The sequence below is a fragment of the Rhodocyclus purpureus genome (assembly GCF_016653115.1).
Taxonomy (GTDB): Bacteria; Pseudomonadota; Gammaproteobacteria; order Burkholderiales; family Rhodocyclaceae; genus Rhodocyclus; species Rhodocyclus purpureus.
The window spans coordinates 95147-113968 of record NZ_NHRX01000063.1 but is presented as its reverse complement, the minus strand read 5'-3'; the positions used below and the strand labels follow the sequence as shown (position 1 = coordinate 113968).

General features: G+C 65.4%; 24 protein-coding genes. 21 read left to right on the top strand and 3 right to left on the bottom strand.

The window, feature by feature from the left end:
• From rplF to rplQ, 13 genes are all read left to right on the top strand, one after another.
• On the top strand, window positions 1-534 hold the full coding sequence (gene rplF / locus CCR84_RS13360; RefSeq protein WP_201213224.1) for a 50S ribosomal protein L6: 534 nt from the start codon (window positions 1-3) through the stop codon (window positions 532-534).
• 10 nt (window positions 535-544) lie between these two features.
• The gene (gene rplR, locus CCR84_RS13355) at window positions 545-901 is read left to right on the top strand and encodes a 50S ribosomal protein L18 (protein WP_201213222.1); all 357 of its coding nucleotides are present in this window, start codon (window positions 545-547) and stop codon (window positions 899-901) included.
• Between the two features lie 28 nt (window positions 902-929).
• On the top strand, window positions 930-1457 hold the full coding sequence (gene rpsE, locus CCR84_RS13350) for a 30S ribosomal protein S5 (RefSeq protein ID WP_201213220.1): 528 nt from the start codon (window positions 930-932) through the stop codon (window positions 1455-1457).
• Window positions 1458-1460: 3 nt separating this feature from the next.
• Window positions 1461-1643, top strand: a complete 183-nt coding sequence (rpmD, locus tag CCR84_RS13345) for a 50S ribosomal protein L30 (protein ID WP_201213218.1) — start codon at window positions 1461-1463, stop codon at window positions 1641-1643.
• A 1-nt stretch (window position 1644) separates the two neighbouring features.
• A complete protein-coding gene (gene rplO / locus CCR84_RS13340) occupies window positions 1645-2079 on the top strand; it encodes a 50S ribosomal protein L15 (RefSeq protein ID WP_201213216.1) in 435 nt (144 codons plus the stop codon).
• 17 nt (window positions 2080-2096) lie between these two features.
• Window positions 2097-3422, top strand: coding sequence for a preprotein translocase subunit SecY (gene secY / locus CCR84_RS13335; RefSeq protein ID WP_201213214.1), 1326 nt, complete (start codon window positions 2097-2099; stop codon window positions 3420-3422).
• Window position 3423: 1 nt separating this feature from the next.
• Window positions 3424-3642 carry a translation initiation factor IF-1 gene (gene infA, locus CCR84_RS13330; protein WP_015767904.1) on the top strand — a complete coding sequence of 73 codons (219 nt, stop codon included), beginning with the start codon at window positions 3424-3426 and terminating at the stop codon, window positions 3640-3642.
• Between the two features lie 72 nt (window positions 3643-3714).
• Window positions 3715-3828, top strand: a complete 114-nt coding sequence (gene rpmJ / locus CCR84_RS13325) for a 50S ribosomal protein L36 (protein WP_082397123.1) — start codon at window positions 3715-3717, stop codon at window positions 3826-3828.
• A gap of 71 nt (window positions 3829-3899) precedes the next feature.
• On the top strand, window positions 3900-4262 hold the full coding sequence (gene rpsM / locus CCR84_RS13320) for a 30S ribosomal protein S13 (protein ID WP_201213212.1): 363 nt from the start codon (window positions 3900-3902) through the stop codon (window positions 4260-4262).
• 12 nt (window positions 4263-4274) lie between these two features.
• Window positions 4275-4664 carry a 30S ribosomal protein S11 gene (gene rpsK, locus CCR84_RS13315; RefSeq protein ID WP_201213202.1) on the top strand — a complete coding sequence of 130 codons (390 nt, stop codon included), beginning with the start codon at window positions 4275-4277 and terminating at the stop codon, window positions 4662-4664.
• Window positions 4665-4676: 12 nt separating this feature from the next.
• A complete protein-coding gene (gene rpsD, locus CCR84_RS13310; protein WP_201213194.1) occupies window positions 4677-5306 on the top strand; it encodes a 30S ribosomal protein S4 in 630 nt (209 codons plus the stop codon).
• Between the two features lie 39 nt (window positions 5307-5345).
• Window positions 5346-6320 (top strand): DNA-directed RNA polymerase subunit alpha, encoded by a 975-nt coding sequence (locus CCR84_RS13305; RefSeq protein ID WP_201213187.1) that lies wholly within the window; start codon window positions 5346-5348, stop codon window positions 6318-6320.
• 36 nt (window positions 6321-6356) lie between these two features.
• On the top strand, window positions 6357-6743 hold the full coding sequence (gene rplQ / locus CCR84_RS13300; RefSeq protein WP_201213185.1) for a 50S ribosomal protein L17: 387 nt from the start codon (window positions 6357-6359) through the stop codon (window positions 6741-6743).
• A 123-nt stretch (window positions 6744-6866) separates the two neighbouring features.
• On the opposite strand, the gene CCR84_RS13295 is transcribed toward rplQ, so the two are convergent.
• On the bottom strand, window positions 6867-8660 hold the full coding sequence (locus CCR84_RS13295) for an ABCB family ABC transporter ATP-binding protein/permease (RefSeq protein ID WP_201213183.1): 1794 nt from the start codon (window positions 8658-8660) through the stop codon (window positions 6867-6869).
• Between the two features lie 218 nt (window positions 8661-8878).
• On the opposite strand from CCR84_RS13295, the gene CCR84_RS13290 reads away from it, so the two are divergent.
• The 4 genes from CCR84_RS13290 to recG all read left to right on the top strand — a co-directional run bounded on the left by CCR84_RS13290 (window position 8879) and on the right by recG (window position 13174).
• Window positions 8879-9277, top strand: coding sequence for an acyl-CoA thioesterase (locus CCR84_RS13290; protein ID WP_201213182.1), 399 nt, complete (start codon window positions 8879-8881; stop codon window positions 9275-9277).
• Between the two features lie 95 nt (window positions 9278-9372).
• Window positions 9373-10581: an OmpP1/FadL family transporter gene (locus CCR84_RS13285; RefSeq protein WP_201213180.1), complete on the top strand. Its 1209-nt coding sequence runs from the start codon at window positions 9373-9375 to the stop codon at window positions 10579-10581.
• A 92-nt stretch (window positions 10582-10673) separates the two neighbouring features.
• A complete protein-coding gene (locus CCR84_RS13280; protein ID WP_201213174.1) occupies window positions 10674-11057 on the top strand; it encodes a RidA family protein in 384 nt (127 codons plus the stop codon).
• Window positions 11057-13174: an ATP-dependent DNA helicase RecG gene (recG, locus tag CCR84_RS13275; protein WP_201213172.1), complete on the top strand. Its 2118-nt coding sequence runs from the start codon at window positions 11057-11059 to the stop codon at window positions 13172-13174. Before CCR84_RS13280 ends, recG begins: the two co-directional genes overlap by 1 nt.
• 60 nt (window positions 13175-13234) lie before the next feature.
• On the opposite strand, the gene CCR84_RS13270 is transcribed toward recG, so the two are convergent.
• Window positions 13235-13666 carry a hypothetical protein gene (locus CCR84_RS13270; protein WP_201213170.1) on the bottom strand — a complete coding sequence of 144 codons (432 nt, stop codon included), beginning with the start codon at window positions 13664-13666 and terminating at the stop codon, window positions 13235-13237.
• Complete coding sequence (locus CCR84_RS13265) at window positions 13647-14264, bottom strand: nucleotidyltransferase domain-containing protein (protein ID WP_201213168.1); 618 nt, start codon at window positions 14262-14264, stop codon at window positions 13647-13649. Before CCR84_RS13265 ends, CCR84_RS13270 begins: the two co-directional genes overlap by 20 nt.
• Window positions 14265-14655: 391 nt before the next feature.
• On the opposite strand from CCR84_RS13265, the gene ubiA reads away from it, so the two are divergent.
• The 4 genes from ubiA to CCR84_RS13245 all read left to right on the top strand — a co-directional run bounded on the left by ubiA (window position 14656) and on the right by CCR84_RS13245 (window position 17985).
• A complete protein-coding gene (gene ubiA / locus CCR84_RS13260; protein WP_201213167.1) occupies window positions 14656-15588 on the top strand; it encodes a 4-hydroxybenzoate octaprenyltransferase in 933 nt (310 codons plus the stop codon).
• The gene (locus tag CCR84_RS13255; protein WP_201213160.1) at window positions 15588-16034 is read left to right on the top strand and encodes a cytochrome C; all 447 of its coding nucleotides are present in this window, start codon (window positions 15588-15590) and stop codon (window positions 16032-16034) included. The genes ubiA and CCR84_RS13255 overlap by 1 nt, the downstream gene beginning before the upstream one ends.
• A complete protein-coding gene (gene ubiD / locus CCR84_RS13250; RefSeq protein ID WP_201213158.1) occupies window positions 16031-17506 on the top strand; it encodes a 4-hydroxy-3-polyprenylbenzoate decarboxylase in 1476 nt (491 codons plus the stop codon). The genes CCR84_RS13255 and ubiD overlap by 4 nt, the downstream gene beginning before the upstream one ends.
• 83 nt (window positions 17507-17589) lie before the next feature.
• A complete protein-coding gene (locus CCR84_RS13245) occupies window positions 17590-17985 on the top strand; it encodes a DUF4870 family protein (RefSeq protein ID WP_201213157.1) in 396 nt (131 codons plus the stop codon).
• The last annotated feature ends 837 nt before the right edge of the window (window positions 17986-18822 follow it).

The following is an 18822-nucleotide window of genomic DNA, read 5'->3' as shown; positions in this document are numbered from 1 at the left end:
ATGTCCCGTGTAGCCAAGAATCCAATCGTGCTGCCGCAAGGCGTACAAGTCGCTCTGTCGGCAGAGGCGATCGCAGTCAAGGGCCCGCTCGGCGCGCTCAGCTTCGCCGCCAATCCGGCAGTCCGTGTCGAGCAGGAAGGCAACGAGCTGCGCTGCCGCCCGGTCGACGGCGTGGCCAACGCCAACGCGTTGTCCGGAACCGTTCGTGCCATCGTCGCCAACATGGTGCATGGCGTCAGCAAGGGTTTCGAGCGCAAGCTCAACCTGGTCGGCGTCGGTTACCGTGCGCAGGCGCAGGGCGATACGCTGAACCTGACGCTCGGTTTCTCGCACCCCGTCGCGCACAAGATGCCCGCCGGGATCACCGTGCAGACGCCGACGCAGACGGAAATTCTGATCAAGGGTGTCGACAAGCAACTCGTCGGTCAGGTAGCTGCCGAAATCCGCGCTTATCGCAAGCCGGAACCGTACAAGGGCAAGGGCGTTCGTTATTCCGACGAAGTGATCGTCCTCAAGGAAACGAAGAAGAAGTAAGGGTGGCTAAATGATTGACAAGAACCAGGCAAGGTTGCGCCGGGCCCGCAAAACCCGGGCCAAGATCGCCGAACTGAAAGTGGTGCGCTTGTCGGTGCATCGCACCAACAGCCATATTTACGCCCAAGTCGTCGCCGACGGTGGCGCACGCACCCTCGTGTCCGCTTCGTCGCTGGAGCCGGAGGTCCGCAAGGATCTGGCCAACGGTGGCAACGTCGCTGCTGCTGCGGCGATCGGCAAGCTGGTCGCCGAGCGCGCGCTGAAGGCGGGCATCGAGCAGGTTGCCTTCGACCGCAGCGGCTTCCAGTACCACGGGCGCGTCAAGGCGCTGGCGGAAGCCGCGCGTGAAGCCGGTCTGAAGTTCTGATCGGCCCGGACAAGGATCGGAGTAAATAATGGCTAAACCGCAAAGAGACAAGAAGCCCCAGCAGGGCGAAGAGCGCGATGACGGCATGCGCGAGAAGATGGTATCGATCAACCGTGTCACGAAGGTCGTGAAGGGTGGTCGTATCCTCGGTTTCGCAGCATTGACCGTGGTCGGTGACGGCGACGGTGGCGTCGGCATGGGCAAGGGCAAGTCGCGTGAAGTTCCGGTCGCCGTGCAGAAGGCGATGGAAGAAGCGCGTCGCAAGATGGTCAAGGTCAGCCTGAAGAACGGCACCCTGCATCACACCGTGATCGGCCGCCACGGCGCGTCGACGGTGATGATCCAGCCGGCCCCGGACGGCACCGGCGTCATCGCCGGCGGCGCCATGCGCGCGGTCTTCGACGTCATGGGGATGACCAACGTCGTCGCCAAGGCGCACGGCTCGACCAATCCCTACAACATCGTTCGTGCCACGCTCAACGGCCTGCAAGCCATGAGCACCCCGGCCGAGATTGCCGCCAAGCGCGGCAAGACGGTCGCAGAAATCACGGGGTAAGACATGTCTGAAAACAAAATCAAAGTCACGCTCGTGAAGAGCCTGATCGGCACCAAGCAGTCGCATCGCGCGACCGTGCGCGGCCTCGGCCTGCGTCGCCTGAACAGCTCGTCCGTGCTTGAAGACACGCCGGCAGTGCGCGGCATGATCAACAAGGTCTCGTACCTGCTGAAGTGGGAAGCCTAAGATGAAACTGAACACGATTCAGCCTGGTGAAGGTTCGAAGAAGGAGCGCCGTCGCGTCGGTCGCGGCATCGGCTCGGGTCTGGGCAAGACCTGCGGTCGTGGCCACAAGGGTCAGAAGTCGCGCGCCGGTGGTTTCCACAAGGTTGGTTTCGAAGGCGGTCAGATGCCTTTGCAGCGCCGTCTGCCGAAGCGTGGCTTCATCTCGCTGACCAACGCGCGCAACGTCGAAGTCCGCCTGTCGGAAATCGAGATGCTGCCGATCGACGAGATCGACCTGCTGACGCTGAAGGCTGCCGGTATCGTCGCTCAGCACGCGCTGTCGGCCAAGGTGGTCCTGTCGGGTGAGATCACGCGTGCGGTCAAGCTGGTCGGCGTCGGCGCCACCGCCGGCGCACGTGCGGCGATCGAAGCCGCCGGCGGCTCGGTTTCCGAGTAAGAGACGGGTGACCGGTCTTGGCAACTAATCCGGGCGCAATCGGCAAGGGCGGCAAGTTCGGCGACCTCAAGCGCCGGCTGTGGTTTCTCCTCGGCGCCTTGCTCGTCTACCGTATCGGTGCGCATATCCCCGTGCCGGGGATCGACGCAGAGGTCCTGGCCGAGTTGTTCAGCCGGCAACAGGGCGGCATCCTCGGCATGTTCAACATGTTCTCGGGTGGCGCCCTGTCGCGCTTCACGATCTTCGCGCTCGGCATCATGCCGTACATCTCGGCGTCGATCATCATGCAGTTGATGACCGTCGCCAGTCCGACGCTGGAAGCGCTGAAGAAGGAAGGCGAGGCCGGGCGGCGCAAGATCACGCAGTACACCCGCTACGGCACGGTCTTCCTGGCCCTGTTCCAGGGTATCGGCATCGCCATCGCGCTGGAGTCGCAGCCGGGCCTGGTGATCGATCCTGGCCTGATGTTCCGCCTCACCGCGGTGACGACGCTGCTCACGGGCACCATGTTCCTGATGTGGCTGGGCGAGCAGATCACCGAGCGTGGCCTAGGCAACGGCATCTCGATCATCATCTTCGCCGGTATCGCTGCCGGACTGCCGAGTTCGATCGGCGGCCTGCTCGAACTGGTGCGCACCGGTGCCATGCATCCGCTGACGGCCATCGTCATCACGCTGCTGGTGGGTGTGGTCACGGCCTTCGTCGTCTTCGTCGAGCGCGGCCAGCGCAAGATCCTGGTCAACTACGCGAAGCGCCAGGTCGGCAACAAGATCTACGGTGGTCAGAGTTCGCACCTGCCGCTGAAGCTGAACATGTCGGGCGTCATTCCGCCGATTTTCGCTTCGTCGATCATCCTGTTCCCGGCGACCATCGCCGGATGGTTCGGGTCGAACGAATCGATGACCTGGCTGAAGGACTTCGCCGGCACCCTGTCGCCGGGGCAGCCGATCTACGTCATGCTCTACGCGACCGCGATCATCTTCTTCTGTTTCTTCTACACGGCGCTGGTCTTCAACTCCAAGGAGACGGCCGAGAACCTGAAGAAGAGTGGTGCCTTCGTTCCGGGCATCCGTCCGGGCGAGCAGACGGCGAAGTACATCGACAAGATCCTGATGCGGCTGACGCTGGTCGGCGCCGCCTACATCACGGTGGTGTGTCTGCTGCCGGAGTTCCTGATCCTCAAGTGGAACGTCCCGTTCTACTTCGGCGGAACCTCGCTGCTGATCATCGTGGTGGTGACCATGGATTTCATGTCGCAGGTGCAGGCGTACGTGATGTCCCACCAGTATGAGGGCCTGCTCAAGAAGGCCAACTTCAAGGGTTCTGGATTTACAGCGAAATAAGATGGCCAAGGAAGATCTCATCGAAATGCAGGGCGAGGTCATCGAGAACCTCCCCAACGCGACCTTCCGGGTCAAGCTGGAAAACGGTCACGTCGTTCTCGGCTTCATCTCGGGCAAGATGCGGATGCACTACATCCGCATCCTCCCGGGCGACAAGGTGACCGTGCAACTGACGCCCTACGACTTATCCCGGGCGCGGATCGTCTTCCGCGCCAAATAACGAATCTCTACGCAGTGAAGAAATTCGGCGGACGGCTGGCTGCGCCCGAAGTCGAGCAACCAGGAGCTGAACATGAAGGTGCTGGCATCTGTAAAGCGGATTTGCCGCAATTGCAAAATCATACGGCGCCACGGCGTTGTGCGCGTGATCTGTTCCGATCCGCGGCACAAGCAGCGTCAAGGTTGATCGTCACGGCTCTTTGAGTCGGGTGACGGTTGAAGATATAATCAGAAGTTTCGCTAAATTGGGGTGAATCGATGGCCCGCATTGCAGGGGTAAACATTCCCAACCACCAGCACGCCGAGATCGCGTTGACCGCCATCTACGGTATCGGTCGTACGCGCGCGCAGAAGATCTGCGATGCGGCTGGGGTTGTACGTTCCAGGAAGATGAAGGACCTGACGGACGCCGAGATGGAGCGCTTGCGCGACGAAGTCGGCAAGTTCACCGTCGAGGGTGATCTGCGTCGTGAAGTGACGATGAGCATCAAGCGTCTGATGGACCTTGGTTGCTACCGTGGTCTGCGCCACCGCAAGGGCTTGCCCTGCCGTGGACAGCGTACGCGCACCAACGCCCGTACGCGCAAGGGCCCGCGCAAGCCGATCGCCGGCAAGAAGTAAGAGGATACGACCATGGCCAAGACCGCGCCGAAAGTCCGCAAGAAAATCAAGAAGAACGTCGCCGAGGGCATCGCCCACATCCACGCGTCGTTCAACAACACCATCATCACCATTACCGACCGTCAGGGCAATGCCCTGTCGTGGGCGACCTCGGGTGGCGCCGGCTTCAAGGGCTCGCGCAAGAGCACCCCGTTCGCCGCGCAGGTGGCTGCCGAAGCCGCCGGCAAGGTGGCCGTCGAGTGTGGCGTGAAGAACCTCGAAGTGCGCATCAAGGGCCCCGGCCCCGGCCGCGAATCGTCGGTTCGTGCGCTGAACGCCCTCGGCATGAAGATCACGTCGATCACCGACGTGACGCCGGTTCCGCACAACGGCTGCCGCCCGCCCAAGAAGCGCCGCATTTAAGGAGAAAGAACTGTGGCTCGCAATCTCGATCCGAAATGCCGTCAGTGCCGCCGCGAAGGCGAAAAGCTGTTCCTGAAGGCCGAGAAGTGTTTTACCGACAAGTGCGCCATCGAGCGCCGCTCCTACGCGCCGGGTCAGCACGGCCAGAAGTCGGGACAGCGTCTGTCCGACTACGGCGTGCACCTGCGTGAGAAGCAGAAGATTCGCCGCATCTACGGCGTGCTCGAAGGCCAGTTCCGCAAGGTGTACAAGGAAGCCGACCGCCGCCGTGGCGTGACCGGCGAAATCCTGCTGCAACTGCTCGAATCGCGTCTCGACACCGTCGCCCACCGCATGGGCTTCGCCGGCTCGCGCGCCGAATCGCGCCAGCTGGTTCGCCACAACGGCGTGCTGGTCAACGGCCGCCGCGTGAACATTCCGTCGTTCCAGGTCAGCCCCGGCGACGTGGTCGAACTCGCCGAGAAGGCTAAGGGCCAGCTGCGCGTCAAGGCTGCGCTCGCCGCCGCCGAATCGCGTGGTTTCCCGGAATGGGTCGAAGTCGATGCGAAGGCCGGCAAGGGCACCTACAAGGCCCGTCCGCAACGCAGCGAGTTGCCGCCGACGATCAACGAAGGCCTCGTGATCGAACTGTATTCGAAGTAATGGCGGCTCGGCTTGACCGAATCGGGCAAAGGACTACACATGCAAAGCAGTGGACTATTGAAACCGCGCATCATCGATGTGCAAAGCGTGTCGCCGGTGCAGGCGCGCGTCGTGATGGAGCCGTTCGAGCGCGGCTATGGTCACACGCTCGGTAATGCGCTGCGCCGCATCCTGCTTTCCTCGATGCCGGGTTACGCGCCGACGGACGTCACGATCGAAGGTGTTCTGCACGAGTACTCGACGATCGACGGCGTCCAGGAAGACGTCGTCGACATCCTGCTCAACCTGAAGGGTATCGTCTTCAAGCTGCATGAGCGCGACGAAGTGGTCCTGCAGCTGAAGAAGGAAGGCGAAGGCGTCGTTCGTGCCTCCGACATCGAGACGTCGCACGACGTCGAGATCATCAATCCGGAGCACGTGATCGCGCACCTCTCGGCTGGCGGCAAGCTGGCGCTCGAACTGAAGGTGCAGAAGGGCCGTGGCTACGTTCCCGGCAACGCACGCAACCTCGGCGACGAAGGCAAGAGCATCGGCAAGCTGGTGCTGGACGCCTCGTTCAGCCCGGTTCGCCGCGTCAGCTATGCGGTCGAGAGCGCCCGCGTCGAACAGCGTACCGACCTCGACAAGCTGGTGATGGACATCGAGACGAACGGTGTCATCGAGCCGGAAGAGGCGATCCGCACGGCGGCGCGCATCCTGATGGGTCAGCTGGAAGTGTTCGCTTCGCTGGAGGGCACCTCGGCGCCGGTGGAAAGCCAGAAGGCCGTCCAGGTGGATCCGGTGCTGCTGCGTCCGGTCGACGATCTGGAACTGACGGTGCGCTCGGCCAACTGCCTCAAGGCCGAGAACATCTACTACATCGGCGACCTGATCCAGCGCACCGAGAACGAACTGCTGAAGACGCCGAACCTCGGTCGCAAGTCGCTCAACGAAATCAAGGAAGTCCTGGCCGCGCGCGGTCTGACCTTGGGGATGAAGCTGGAGAATTGGCCTCCGGCTGGCCTCGAGAAGTAATGCCGCTCACCGGCTAGTACAAGAGAGGAACAACAAATGCGTCACCGTCAGGGTCTCCGTAAACTCAACCGCACCAGCGCGCACCGCCTGGCCATGCTGCGCAACATGTCCGTGTCGCTGCTCCAGCACGAAACGATCAAGACGACGCTTCCGAAAGCCAAGGAACTGCGTCGTGTGGTCGAACCGCTGATCACGCTCGGCAAGAAGCCCAGCCTGGCCAATCGCCGCCTGGCTTTCGACCGCCTGCGCGATCGCGAGATCGTCGGCAAGCTGTTCAACGAACTCGGCCCGCGTTTCGCCACGCGTAACGGCGGCTACCTGCGCATCCTGAAGTGCGGGTTCCGTCAGGGCGACAACGCCCCGATGGCTTACGTGCAACTGCTCGACCAGCCGGAACCGGCTGATGCAGTGGCCGCCGAGTAAGCAGGGCAGCAAGGGCGAACTCAGCGTCGTCCGGTAACAGCAAAAAAAGCCAGGCCACAAGCCTGGCTTTTTTGTGCGGGGACACCTTGGATACAAGGTGTCCCCGTTGTACATGGTGTCCCCTTACCCTTCTTCCTCCTGCTGCAAGGCCCACATGCGCGCGTAGCGGCCGTTGCGCGCCAGAAGGTCGGCGTGCGTGCCGCGCTCGACGATCTGGCCGGCGTCCATCACCAGGATCTCGTCGGCGTCCATCACCGTCGACAGGCGATGCGCGATGATCAGCGTCGTGCGTCCGCGCGCGGCGGCGTCGAGGCTGGCCTGGATCGCCTTCTCGGTGTGCGAGTCGAGCGCCGAGGTCGCCTCGTCGAAGACCAGCAACGGCGGGTTCTTCAGGAGCGCGCGCGCGATCGCCACGCGCTGCTTCTCGCCGCCGGATAGCTTCAGCCCGCGTTCGCCGACGCGCGTCTCCAGCCCGTCGGGCAGCGAGTCGATGAAGCGCGTCAGCTGCGCCGCCGCGGCCGCCGCCAGCACTTCCTCGCGCGTTGCCTCGGGGCGTCCGTACTGGATGTTGTAGAAGAGCGTGTCGTTGAACAACACCGTGTCCTGCGGGACGATGCCGATCGACGCGCGCAGGCTGGCCTGGCGCAGCGCGCGCAGGTCGATGCCGTTGAGACGGATGGCGCCGCCGCTGACGTCGTAGAAGCGGAAGAGCAGGCGCGCCAGCGTCGACTTGCCCGCTCCCGAATGGCCGACGACGGCCAGGGTGCGTCCGGGCGGAACGACGAAGCTGACCTGGTCGAGGATCCGGCGGCGCGGGTCGTAGCGGAAGTCGACCGCGTCGAAGCGGAGCTCGACCGGCCCGGGGGGAAGATCGACGGCGTCGGCCGCATCGGCGACCTCGCGGTTCACCGCGAGCAGGGTGAACATGCGTTCGATGTCGGCGAGCGCCTGGCGGATCTCGCGATAGACGACGCCGAGGAAGTTGAGCGGGACATAGAGCTGGATGAGGAAGGCATTGACCAGCACCAAGTCGCCGATCGACATGCTGCCGGCGACGACCCCGGACGCCGCGCGCCACATGATCGCGGTGACGCCACCGGCGATGATCAGCTGCTGGCCGAGGTTGAGGTAGGACAGCGAGACCTGGCTCCTCGTCGCCGCCTCCTCCCAGCGTGCCATCTGCGCGTCGTAGCGGCGTGCCTCGAAGTCCTCGTTGTTGAAGTATTTCACCGTCTCGTAGTTGAGCAGGCTGTCGACCGCGCGCGTGTTGGCCTCGGAGTCGGTGTCATTGACCCTGCGCCGGATGTCCATGCGCCAGTTGCTGACGGTGACGGTGAACACGATGTAGGCGGCGAGCGAGAGCACGGTGATCAGCACGTAGCCGAAGTCGTACTTGGTGTAGAGGATGCCAAGCACGAGGCTGATTTCGACCAGCGTCGGCAGGATCGAATAGAGCGTGTAGCTGATCAGGCTGGAGATCGCCCGCGAGCCACGCTCGATGTCGCGCGAGACCCCGCCGGTCTGCCGTTCGAGATGAAAGCGCAGTGACAGCGCGTGCAGGTGGCGGAACACTTCCAGGGCGATGCGCCGCACCGCACGCTGGGTGACGCGCGCGAACAGGATTTCGCGCAACTCGGTGAACAGCGAGGTCGAGAAACGCAGGCAGCCGTACAGCGCCAGCAACAGCACCGGCAGGGCCAGCGCCTGCTCTGCTCCCGACAGGCTGTCGATCATGTCCTTGAAGACGAGGGGGACCGCGACGTTGGCCAACTTGGCGCCGACCAGGCAGGCGAGGGCGAGCAACACGCGCCACTTGTAGCTCAACAGGTAGGGAGCGAGATGGCGCAAGGCGGGCCACAGCCTGACGCTGGGGGCGGGAGCGCCGGCAGGCGGGCGCGACGAGGATCGATGACGCATGGGGTGCTCGGTGGATGAAGTGGGGCAGGGTGGCTTCTGCCGATTGGAGTCAGAACGCCCGGGCGCGGAATAGATCCCGGGCTGCCGGAACGATTTTGCACCGGGAAAGGGCCTGGCTGTGCGCGCCGCTGCCGATTCCGGCGAGAGCGCGCTACCATTGGCGGGTGGCCGTCTCCTGTGCACGGCTGCGCTTGCCAACTTCAGCGGGGAATTCCAGCATGCCGGAACTGCCAGTCGTCCTTCCCGAGCGCCAGCCGGCGCTGCGCGTCGTGCCGATGCCGGCCGACCTCAACCCCAGCGGCGACGTCTTCGGCGGCTGGATCATGGCGCAGACCGACATCGCCGGCGCCACCGTCGCCATGTACCGCGCCCGCGGTCGCGTCGCCACCGTCGCCGTCAATGCCTTCCACTTCACCGAACCGGTTTCGGTCGGCGACATTGTCAGTTTCTTCGCTGAGGTCGTCGCCACCGGCCGCACCTCGATCACGGTCAAGGTCGAGGTCTATGCCCAACGGAACCCGACCGACCCGGCGACCGTGAAGGTGACCGAGGCGCTCCTCACCTATGTCGCCCTGGACCTGCACGGCAACAAGCGAGCGCTGCCCGAGCTCGAATAAATCCCGACGCGCCGAACTCCCGAGACGCTAGAATTGCGGGCTACGCCATCGCAGTGGCCTCGTCCACGACCGCCATTCCCAGGAGATCCCCAACGATGAACCCCAGAACGACGATGCAGATCGTTCCCGCCCTCGTTCTCGGCCTGTTCGCCGGCCAGGCGTCGGCGTCCGGCTTCCAACTGCTCGAACAGAACGCCAGCGGCATCGGCACCGCCTACGCCGGTTCGGCGGCAGTCGCCGACAACGCCAGCACGGTCTTCTACAACCCGGCGGGGATGACGCAGCTGCAGGACCGCGAGATCTCGGTCGGCGTCAGCGCGGTGACGCCGAGCTTCAAGTTCGCCAACGGCAGTTCGAACGCCGTTGTGGCCGGAGACGGCGGCGATGGCGGCAGCACCCGCTTCATTCCCAATGCCTACCTGTCGGCGGCGCTGACCAAGGACCTTTACTTCGGCCTCGGCATCAGCTCGCCCTTCGGCCTGAAGACCGAGTACGACAACCCGTGGAAGGGTGGGGCGCAGTCGCAGAAGTTCGAGATCAGGACGGTGAACGTCAATCCCTCGCTCGCCTGGCGTGTGAACGACAAGGTCTCGCTCGGCTTCGGGTTGAACTGGCAGAAGTTCGACGCCGAGTATCAGCGGCTCGCCTCGACCACCGATCTCTCGCCCGTCAGACTGAATCTCGACGACGAGGCCTGGGGCTGGAACGCCGGCGTCCTGTTTACGCTGTCGCCTTCGACCAAGCTCGGCCTCGCCTACCGCTCGGCGGTCAAGTTCGAAACCACTGGCGACATCAATGGCAGCACCGCTGCCAAGGCAGATCTCAAGCTGCCCGACACCTTCACCATCAGCGTCGCGCAGAAGCTCAGCGACCGCTGGGAGATGCTCGGCGACCTCTCGCGCACCGGCTGGAGCAGCATGCACAAGGTCGACATCTTCAACGGCACCAGCCTCACGCAGACGCTCGACACCGACTTCCGCAACACCTGGCGCGTCGCGCTCGGCGCCAACTACCTGCTGAACGACGCCTGGAAGCTGAAGTTCGGTATCGCCTACGACCAGACCCCGGTCAAGGGCGCCGACACGCGCCTCGTGTCTCTGCCCGACAACAACCGCGTCTGGCTGTCGCTCGGCGCCCAGTGGAAGCTCTCCACCTCCAGCCGCATCGACTTCGGCGGCGCCTACCTCTACCTCAAGGACGCCGACATCAACAACGACCAGACGGCTGCTGGTCGCGGGCTGGTCAACGGCACGTACAAGGACAGCATCTGGGTCTTCGGCGCGCAGTACTCGCAGTCCTTCTGATCCGCTTTCCTGCACCGTGCCAACGCCCCGTCCGTCCGGGGCGTTGGTGCTTCTGGCCTGCAGACTTTTTCCACTCACTCAAGGAGCCAACGATGGCCAAGACGATCATTTCCTCCCCCGACGCGCCGGCAGCGATCGGCACCTACTCGCAGGCGGTCCGTGTCGGCGACACCGTCTATCTCTCGGGCCAGATCGGCCTCGACCCGCAGACGATGGTCATGGTCGAGGGCATCGACGCGCAGATCGAGCGCGTGTTCACCAACCTCAAGGCAGTGGCCGAGGCCGCGGGCGGGACGCTGGCCGACATCGTCAAGCTCAACGTCTATCTTGTCGACCTCGACGACTTCGGCAAGGTCAACGAGGCGATGACGCGCTACTTCAGCGCCCCCTTCCCGGCGCGCGCCGCGGTCGGTGTTGCCGCCCTGCCGCGTGGCGCGCGCGTCGAGGCCGACGCGGTGCTGGTGCTCGGCGCCTGATGCCCTCACCCGCGGCGAAACCTCCGCCGCATCAGGGAAGCGGAGACGCCGCGGCGCGCCAGCCCGGGCCGCGGGCCGCGCCGCCGGCGCTGCGCACGCGGCTCGCCAAGCTCGGCCTGCAGCGCAACGAGGACCTGGTCCTGCACCTGCCGCTGCGCTACGAGGACGAGACGCGGCTCTCCATGATCGCCGACGCACCGCCCGGCGAGAGCGTGCAGGTCGAGGTCGAGGTCGCGGACGTCAGCGTGCAGTTGCAGCCGCGCCGCCAGTTGCTCGTGCGCACGCGCGACGCGAGCGGCGAACTCTGGCTGCGCTTCATCAACTTCTACGGCAACCAGGCGAGCAGCCTGGAGGCGGTGCGCGACGGCGGCCGCCGCCTGCGCGCCTTCGGCGAGATCCGCCACGGCTTCCTCGGTGCCGAGATGGTGCATCCGCGCTTCCGTGCGGTCGACGCCGGGGAGGGCCTCAACGAGTCGCTCACTCCCGTCTATCCGACCACCGCCGGGCTCGTGCAGAGCGCGCTCAGGAAGATCATCGCGCGCGCGCTGGCGACGACGCCCCTCTTTGAAACCTGCACGGCCGACGAACTGTTCGCCAGCACCTCGCCGCGGCAGCCGCTCTGGGACTTCGCCGCCGCCGTCCGCTACCTGCACGCGCCGCCGCCGGATGCCTGCGCCGACGCGCTGCAGACGCGCACGCACCCGGCCTGGCAGCGCATCAAGTTCGACGAGCTGCTCGCGCAGCAGCTGTCGCTGAAGCGCGCCAGCCTCGCCCGCCGCAGCGTCGGCGCACCGCCGCTCGATCCACCGGGAAGGCTGGCGGCCGCCCTGCTCGGCGCGCTGCCGTTCCCGCTCACCGGCGCGCAGCGGCGCGTGGTCGCCGAGATCGACGCGGATCTCGCGCGGCCGTACCCGATGCAGCGCCTCCTGCAGGGCGACGTCGGCAGCGGCAAGACCATCGTCGCCGCGCTCGCCGCCTGTCGCGCGATCGAGGCCGGTTGGCAGGCGGCGTTCATGGCGCCGACCGAAATCCTCGCCGAGCAGCACTACCTGAAGCTGTCGGGCTGGCTCGAACCGCTCGGCGTGCGCGTCGCCTGGCTCTCCGGCAGCCTGAAGAAGTCGGCCAAGCTGGCGATGCAGGCCAAGGCCGCCGGCGACGCGCAACTCGTCGTCGGCACGCACGCGCTGATCCAGGAAGGCGTCGACTTCGCCCGGCTCGGTCTCGCCATCGTCGACGAGCAGCACCGCTTCGGCGTCGAGCAGCGGCTCGAACTGCGGCGCAAGGGCGGCTCGCCGCACCAGTTGATGATGTCGGCGACGCCGATCCCGCGCACGCTGGCGATGAGCTACTACGCCGACCTCGACGTATCGACCCTCGACGAACTGCCGCCGGGCAGGACGCCGGTCACCACCAAGCTGATCGCCGACAGCCGCCGCGGCGAGGTGGTCCAGCGCCTGCGCGTCGCCGTCGGCAGCGGGCGCCAGGCCTACTGGGTGTGCCCGCTGATCGAGGAGTCGGAAAAGCTGCAACTGCAGACCGCGATCGACACGCACGCGGCGCTGTCCGAGGAACTCGCCGGGCTCGTCGTCGGCCTGGTGCACGGGCGCATGAAGGCCGCCGAGAAGGCGGCGACGATGGCCGCCTTCGCAGCCGGCGAGATCGACGTGCTGGTCGCGACGACGGTGATCGAAGTCGGCGTCGACGTCCCCAACGCCAGCCTGATGGTGATCGAACACGCCGAGCGCTTCGGCCTCTCGCAACTGCACCAGTTGCGCGGACGCGTCGGTCGCGGCGCGCACGAGTCGGCCTGCGTGCTGCTCTACCAGACGCCGCTGTCGCAGACCGCGCGCGCCCGGCTGCGCACGATGCACGAATGCAACGACGGCTTCGAGATCGCCCGCCGCGACCTGCAGTTGCGCGGCCCCGGCGAGTTCGTCGGCAGCCGCCAGTCGGGGACGCCGCTCCTGCGCTATGCGGACCTGGAGACCGACGCCGAGCTGATCGAACTCGCGCGCGACGCCGCGAACCGCCTCCTCGCCACCCCCGCCGGCATCGCCGCGGCCGAACGCCACCTCGCGCGCTGGGTCGGCTGGCGCGAGGAATTGCTCAAGGCCTGAGTGGGAACGGAGCGCCGGGGCAAGAGCCTGCGCTTGGAGCCGGACGGTCCGCCGTGTGTGCTACTTCTCTCCAATCGGACCGAGCGCGTCGACGGCGATCTCAAGCTCCCGTGTGACTTGCAGCAAGTCCCTGACCAGCCGGGGTTCAACGTCGAAGTATCCCTCGTACTCGGCAAGGTTACGTTTGTTGTGGCAGAGGTCGAGCACCCGCCATTTTGCAGGCGGAAAGCCGCAGGTGTGCTGTAGCGCCTGAAAAACCAGATAGCGATTCTCGGAGCGATAGCCATGCCAGCGCAATGCCGCGAGCGCAAAAGCATGCGCCGCGTTGTAGGCGAGGTCGAAACTGCTTTCCAGGCCCAGTGACGGCGTTTGCGCGTCGAGCAGCTTGCGCCTCGCCGAGCGGACCAGTCCGTCGATCTCGGACTGACCCGGGGCTTCGATCTTCAGCCCACCCTTGCTGACTTTGGCGCGATTATCGAGTGGGGAGTTCATGCTCGCTTCCGATCAGGAAAATTTTCGGCTGGTCCAGAACGCTCGAAATGAAATGGTTTCCTGCACGGAATTTTGTGGCCAGTTCGACCGGCGTGTAAAGCGTCGGGTTGATTTTTCTGCCGAGCGTCGCCTCGGCGGACGCGACGCGCTCGAACACGTCGGCGTAGGCGAGGGAGTCGGAGACGATCATCAGGTCGATGTCGCTGGCGGCAGTGTCAGTGCCTTTTGCCAGCGATCCGAAGACGAAGGCAAGCTGGATGCGGTCGGCGACTTCGGCAAGCGCGTCGCGCAGCACGTCGGCCAGGCCGCAACTCTTGAGCGCGATTCCGCGCAACTCGGAAAAGATCGGCGAGTCGGGGTTGGCCTGATAGTGCTTTTGATTGCCGACGGTCGAGATCGTGATCAGCCCGCTGGCGGCCCATTTTTCAAGCTCGCGCTGCAATCCGCCGCGCCCCGTTCCGGTGAGTCGCAGCAACTCGTTGCCGTAGAACGAACGCCCGGACTGCCCGAACAACAGCCGTAGCAAACGCTGTTGCAGGCTTGAAAAGAGCGCGTCGGCGAGGGAAATCCGGGTTTCCGCTGCGCTTGCCGCTTTCATTGCCGTCCTTTCTCGTATCGCATCATGATGACCATCAACGTGTATAGCAATCCCTATTTAGGGGATTATAGGCCCAGTTTTGGGGATGATCCGTGAAAGCCGAGCGCTCGGCACTCGCAGCAGGCTGCCGTCAACGCTCGCGGAGATAACGCGGCTGCAGTCGGGAGAGAACGTGCACGCGGTGACTGGTCCCGCATACGCTTGCCAGACGGCAGTGTCAGAGGACGAATCCCAGCGGTGCAGCAGGCATTCGGGCCTGCCGGACCTCCCACGACAGGTCAGTGTATCTTGCCCTCCGCTGCGAGCGGCGGCAGCCGCGAATGCTCCGCCCGCAGCGCCGATCGCCGATCGGTGAAGCAGGCAGGCGCTCCGCTCGGCTAGAATGACGCCCATGAACACGATCTCCAACCCCACTTCCGGGCTGCCGCCGCCGGCGCCTGCCTCGCTGACGCTGCGCGAGCGGCTCGGCCTCTACGCCAAGCTGATGCGGCTGGACAAGCCGATCGGCATCTTGCTGCTGCTCTGGCCGACCTACTGGGCGCTGTGGTTGTCGTCCTCCGGTCATCCCGACTGGACCGTTTTCCTGATCTTCACGCTCGGCACCGTGCTGATGCGCTCGGCCGGCTGCGTCATCAACGACTTCGCCGACCGCGACTTCGACCCGCACGTCGCACGCACCAAGCTGCGGCCGCTGGCGGCGCGCAAGCTGAGCACCCGCGAAGCGCTGATCCTGTTCGCGGTGCTCGTCGTCCTCGCCTTCATCCTGATCCTGCCGCTCAAGAACCTGCTGGTGATCGAGCTCTCGTTCGGCGCGCTGTTCTTCGCCGCCAGCTACCCCTTCACCAAGCGCTTCTTCGGAATCCCGCAGTCCTACCTCGGCATCGCCTACGGTTTCGGCATCCCGATGGCCTTCGCCGCGCACCTCGACAGCGTCCCTGCGGCGGCATGGTGGCTGCTGCTCGCCAACGTCTTCTGGTCGGTCGCCTACGACACCGAGTACGCGATGGTCGACCGCCCCGACGATCTCAAGATCGGCATCAAGACCTCGGCGATCACCTTCGGCCGCTTCGACGTCGCCGCGGTGATGCTCTGCTACGCGCTGACGCTCTCCCTGGTGACCTGGGTCGGCCATGGTTTCGGGCTCGGCGCCTTCTTCTACGTCGGCATCGCTGTCTCGGCCGGCATCGCGCTCTATCACTGGACCCTGATCCGCAATCGCGAGGGCGGTCCCTGCTTCAAGGCCTTCCTGCACAACAACTGGATCGGCGCCGCGATCTTCGCCGGCATCGTGCTTGACTACCTCTTCGCCAACGGAGGATCGTGATGTTCCGTTCGCTCAAGTTGCTCGGGGTGGCCGCGCTGGCCACCGTCGGCCTGGCGTCCGGCGTGCAGGCTGCCGACGACACGCGCATCGCCGTCGCCATGCCGGAAGCCGCCGCACGCAACCTGCGCCTGGAGATGGTGGACAACCTGCGCGCGCTCGCCGAGATCCAGTCACTGCTCGCCGCCGGCAAGGTCGCCGAAGCCGGCCCGGTCGCCGAGAAAAGCCTTGGCATCGGCGCGATGGGACGACACCGCAGCGAGCCGATGGACGCGCGTCCGGGCGCGCACATGCCGCCCGAGATGCACGCGATCGGCGTCGAGGGCCACCGCGCGGCGAGCGAGTTTGCGCGCGTCGCCGCCACCGGCGAGCGCGACCCGGCGCTGTCCGCGCTCACCGGAATCTACAACCACTGCGTCGCCTGCCACAGCATTTACAGGATCAGATGAAATATCACGACCTGCGCGACTTCATCGCGCAACTGGAAAAGATCGGCGAACTGAAGCGCATCAGCGTCCCCGTCGATACGCGCCTCGAGATGACCGAGATCTGCGACCGCGTGCTGCGCGCGGGCGGTCCGGCGCTGCTCTTCGAGAAGCCGGTCGGGCCGAACGGCGAGTACGCCATCCCGGTGCTCGCCAACCTGTTCGGGACGCCGCGCCGCGTCGCGCTCGGCATGGGCGAGGAATCGGTCGAGGCACTGCGCGAAGTCGGCAAGCTGCTCGCCTTCCTCAAGGAACCCGAGCCGCCGAAGGGCTTGAAGGACGCCTGGGAGAAGCTGCCCGTGTTCCGCCAGGTGCTCAACATGTCGGCGAAGTCGGTGGGTAAGGCGCCCTGCCAGGAAGTGGTGATCGAGGGTAAGGACGTCGACCTCGCGCGCCTGCCGATCCAGCACTGCTGGCCGGGCGACGTTGCGCCGCTGATCACCTGGGGGCTGACGATCACGCGCGGTCCGAACAAGAACCGGCAGAACCTCGGCATCTACCGGCAGCAGGTGATCGGCCCGAACAAGCTGATCATGCGCTGGCTCGCGCACCGCGGTGGTGCGCTCGACTTCCGCGACCATTGCCTCGCGCATCCGGGTAAGCCCTTCCCGGTCTCGGTCGCGCTCGGCGCCGACCCGGCGACCATCCTCGGCGCGGTGACGCCGGTTCCCGATTCGCTGTCCGAATACCAGTTCGCCGGCCTCCTGCGTGGTTCGCGCAGCGAGCTCGTCAAGTCGATCGGCAACGACCTGCAGGTGCCCGCGTCGGCCGAGATTGTCCTCGAAGGCTACATCGACCCGAACGAGACAGCGCTCGAAGGTCCCTACGGCGACCACACCGGTTACTACAACGAGCAGGCGTCGTTCCCCGTATTCACCATCGAGCGCATCACAATGCGCCGTGACCCGATCTACCACAGCACCTACACCGGCAAGCCGCCCGACGAGCCGGCGATGCTCGGCGTCGCGCTGAACGAGGTGTTCGTCCCGCTCCTGCAGAAGCAGTACCCGGAGATCGTCGACTTCTACCTGCCGCCCGAGGGCTGCTCGTACCGGCTGGCGGTGGTCAGCATCAGGAAGCAGTATCCCGGCCACGCGCGCCGGATCATGTTCGGCGTCTGGAGCTTCCTGCGCCAGTTCATGTACACCAAGTTCATCATCGTCGTCGACGACGACGTGAACACGCGCGACTGGAAGGAAGTGATCTGGGCAATGACCACCCGCGTCGACGCCGCGCGCGACACGCTGATCGCCGAGAACACGCCGATCGACTACCTCGACTTCGCGAGTCCTGTTTCCGGGCTCGGCAGCAAGATGGGGATCGACGCGACCAACAAGTGGCCGGGCGAAACGAGCCGCGAGTGGGGGACGCCGATCGTCATGGATGCGGCGGTCAGGGAGCGTGTCGACGCGCTGTGGCCGCAGCTCGGCCTGTGAGCCGGCGGGAGGGAGGGCGCAGCGTGCTCCGGACACTGCACTGAAGCACTGAACGCGGCCGCGAGGCCGGGAGGGAGGGCATCATGAGCGGTCGATCCGATCTGGTTCCGGCGAACGAGGAATCCCTCGTCCGCATCACGCACGTGATCTACGCGCTGCACGCGCTGTCGGCGCTGACCGGCGTGCTCACGGCAGCGACCGTCATCGGCGCCTTCCTGTTCGGCTGGCCGTCGATCATCGCGGTGATCATCAACTACGTCAAACGCCCCGATGTCGCCGGCAGCTGGCTGGAAAGCCATTTCCGCTGGCAGATCCGCACCTTCTGGTTCGCCGCGCTGTGGGCGACAATCGCGCTCGTCGTCGCCTTCACCGTCGTCCTGCTGCCGCTGGCGATGTTTGCCTACTTGGTGCTCACCCTCTGGCTGCTCTACCGCGTCGCCCGCGGCTGGCTGGCGCTCGCCGACCGGCGGCAGATATGAATACTGATTCTGTCGGGTGACGCTGCGCCAACCGTCGTGGCAAGTTCCACCACCCCGGAGCATCAAGAGCGCCCATTCGCTGCCGTCATTGCGAGGCGCGCAGCGCCGTGGCAATCCAGTTCGTTCTTCCGAGTCCTTGGCGCTTATTCACGGGCGCCCAGCTAACAGGCCTACGCGCTGGATCGCCACGCCCTGCGGGCTCGCGATGACGCGTTGCTATCCCGTCATTGCGAGGCGCGAAGCGCCGTGGCAATCCAGTTCGTTCTTCCGAGTCCTTGGCGCTCATTCACGGGCGCCCAGCTAACAGGCCTACACACTGGATCGCCACGCCCTGCGGGCTCGCGATGACGCGTCGCTATCCCGTCATTGCGAGGCGCGCAGCGCCGTGGCAATCCAGTTCGTTCTTCCGAGTCCTTGGCGCTTATTCACGGGCGCCCAGCTAGCAGGCCTACGCACTGGATCGCCACGCCCTGCGGGCTCGCGATGACGCGTTGCTATCCCGTCATTGCGAGGCGCGCAGCGACGTGGCAATCCAGTTCGTTCTTCCGAGTCCTTGGCGCTCATTCACGAGCGCCCAGCTAACAGGCCTACGCACTGGATCGCCACGCCCTGCGGGCTCGCGATGACGCGTCGCTATCCCGTCATTGCGAGGCGCGCAGCGCCGTGGCCATCCAGTTCGTTCTTCCGAGTCCTTGCCGCTCATTCACGGGCGCCCAGCTAGCAGGCCTACGCGCTGGATCGCCACGCCCTGCGGGCTCGCGATGACGCGTCGCTGTCCCGTCATTGCGAGGCGCGCAGCGCCGTGGCAATCCAGTTCGTTCTTCCGAGTCCTTGGCG

Bases quoted from the DNA above. Each gene is read 5' to 3' on its own strand.
- CCR84_RS13255 (WP_201213160.1), top strand. From the start codon at position 15,588: ATGTTCCGTTCGCTCAAGTTGCTCGGGGTGGCCGCGCTGGCCACCGTC.
- rpsK (WP_201213202.1), top strand. From the start codon at position 4,275: ATGGCCAAGACCGCGCCGAAAGTCCGCAAGAAAATCAAGAAGAACGTC.
- ubiD (WP_201213158.1), top strand. From the start codon at position 16,031: ATGAAATATCACGACCTGCGCGACTTCATCGCGCAACTGGAAAAGATC.
- infA (WP_015767904.1), top strand. From the start codon at position 3,424: ATGGCCAAGGAAGATCTCATCGAAATGCAGGGCGAGGTCATCGAGAAC.
- rpsE (WP_201213220.1), top strand. From the start codon at position 930: ATGGCTAAACCGCAAAGAGACAAGAAGCCCCAGCAGGGCGAAGAGCGC.
- rplO (WP_201213216.1), top strand. From the start codon at position 1,645: ATGAAACTGAACACGATTCAGCCTGGTGAAGGTTCGAAGAAGGAGCGC.
- ubiA (WP_201213167.1), top strand. From the start codon at position 14,656: ATGAACACGATCTCCAACCCCACTTCCGGGCTGCCGCCGCCGGCGCCT.
- rplR (WP_201213222.1), top strand. From the start codon at position 545: ATGATTGACAAGAACCAGGCAAGGTTGCGCCGGGCCCGCAAAACCCGG.
- rplF (WP_201213224.1), top strand. From the start codon at position 1: ATGTCCCGTGTAGCCAAGAATCCAATCGTGCTGCCGCAAGGCGTACAA.
- CCR84_RS13245 (WP_201213157.1), top strand. From the start codon at position 17,590: ATGAGCGGTCGATCCGATCTGGTTCCGGCGAACGAGGAATCCCTCGTC.
- CCR84_RS13290 (WP_201213182.1), top strand. From the start codon at position 8,879: ATGCCGGAACTGCCAGTCGTCCTTCCCGAGCGCCAGCCGGCGCTGCGC.
- rpmD (WP_201213218.1), top strand. From the start codon at position 1,461: ATGTCTGAAAACAAAATCAAAGTCACGCTCGTGAAGAGCCTGATCGGC.
- CCR84_RS13295 (WP_201213183.1), bottom strand. From the start codon at position 8,660: ATGCGTCATCGATCCTCGTCGCGCCCGCCTGCCGGCGCTCCCGCCCCC.
- CCR84_RS13270 (WP_201213170.1), bottom strand. From the start codon at position 13,666: ATGAACTCCCCACTCGATAATCGCGCCAAAGTCAGCAAGGGTGGGCTG.
- CCR84_RS13285 (WP_201213180.1), top strand. From the start codon at position 9,373: ATGAACCCCAGAACGACGATGCAGATCGTTCCCGCCCTCGTTCTCGGC.
- rpmJ (WP_082397123.1), top strand. From the start codon at position 3,715: ATGAAGGTGCTGGCATCTGTAAAGCGGATTTGCCGCAATTGCAAAATC.
- CCR84_RS13305 (WP_201213187.1), top strand. From the start codon at position 5,346: ATGCAAAGCAGTGGACTATTGAAACCGCGCATCATCGATGTGCAAAGC.
- CCR84_RS13265 (WP_201213168.1), bottom strand. From the start codon at position 14,264: ATGAAAGCGGCAAGCGCAGCGGAAACCCGGATTTCCCTCGCCGACGCG.
- CCR84_RS13280 (WP_201213174.1), top strand. From the start codon at position 10,674: ATGGCCAAGACGATCATTTCCTCCCCCGACGCGCCGGCAGCGATCGGC.
- rpsM (WP_201213212.1), top strand. From the start codon at position 3,900: ATGGCCCGCATTGCAGGGGTAAACATTCCCAACCACCAGCACGCCGAG.
- rplQ (WP_201213185.1), top strand. From the start codon at position 6,357: ATGCGTCACCGTCAGGGTCTCCGTAAACTCAACCGCACCAGCGCGCAC.
- recG (WP_201213172.1), top strand. From the start codon at position 11,057: ATGCCCTCACCCGCGGCGAAACCTCCGCCGCATCAGGGAAGCGGAGAC.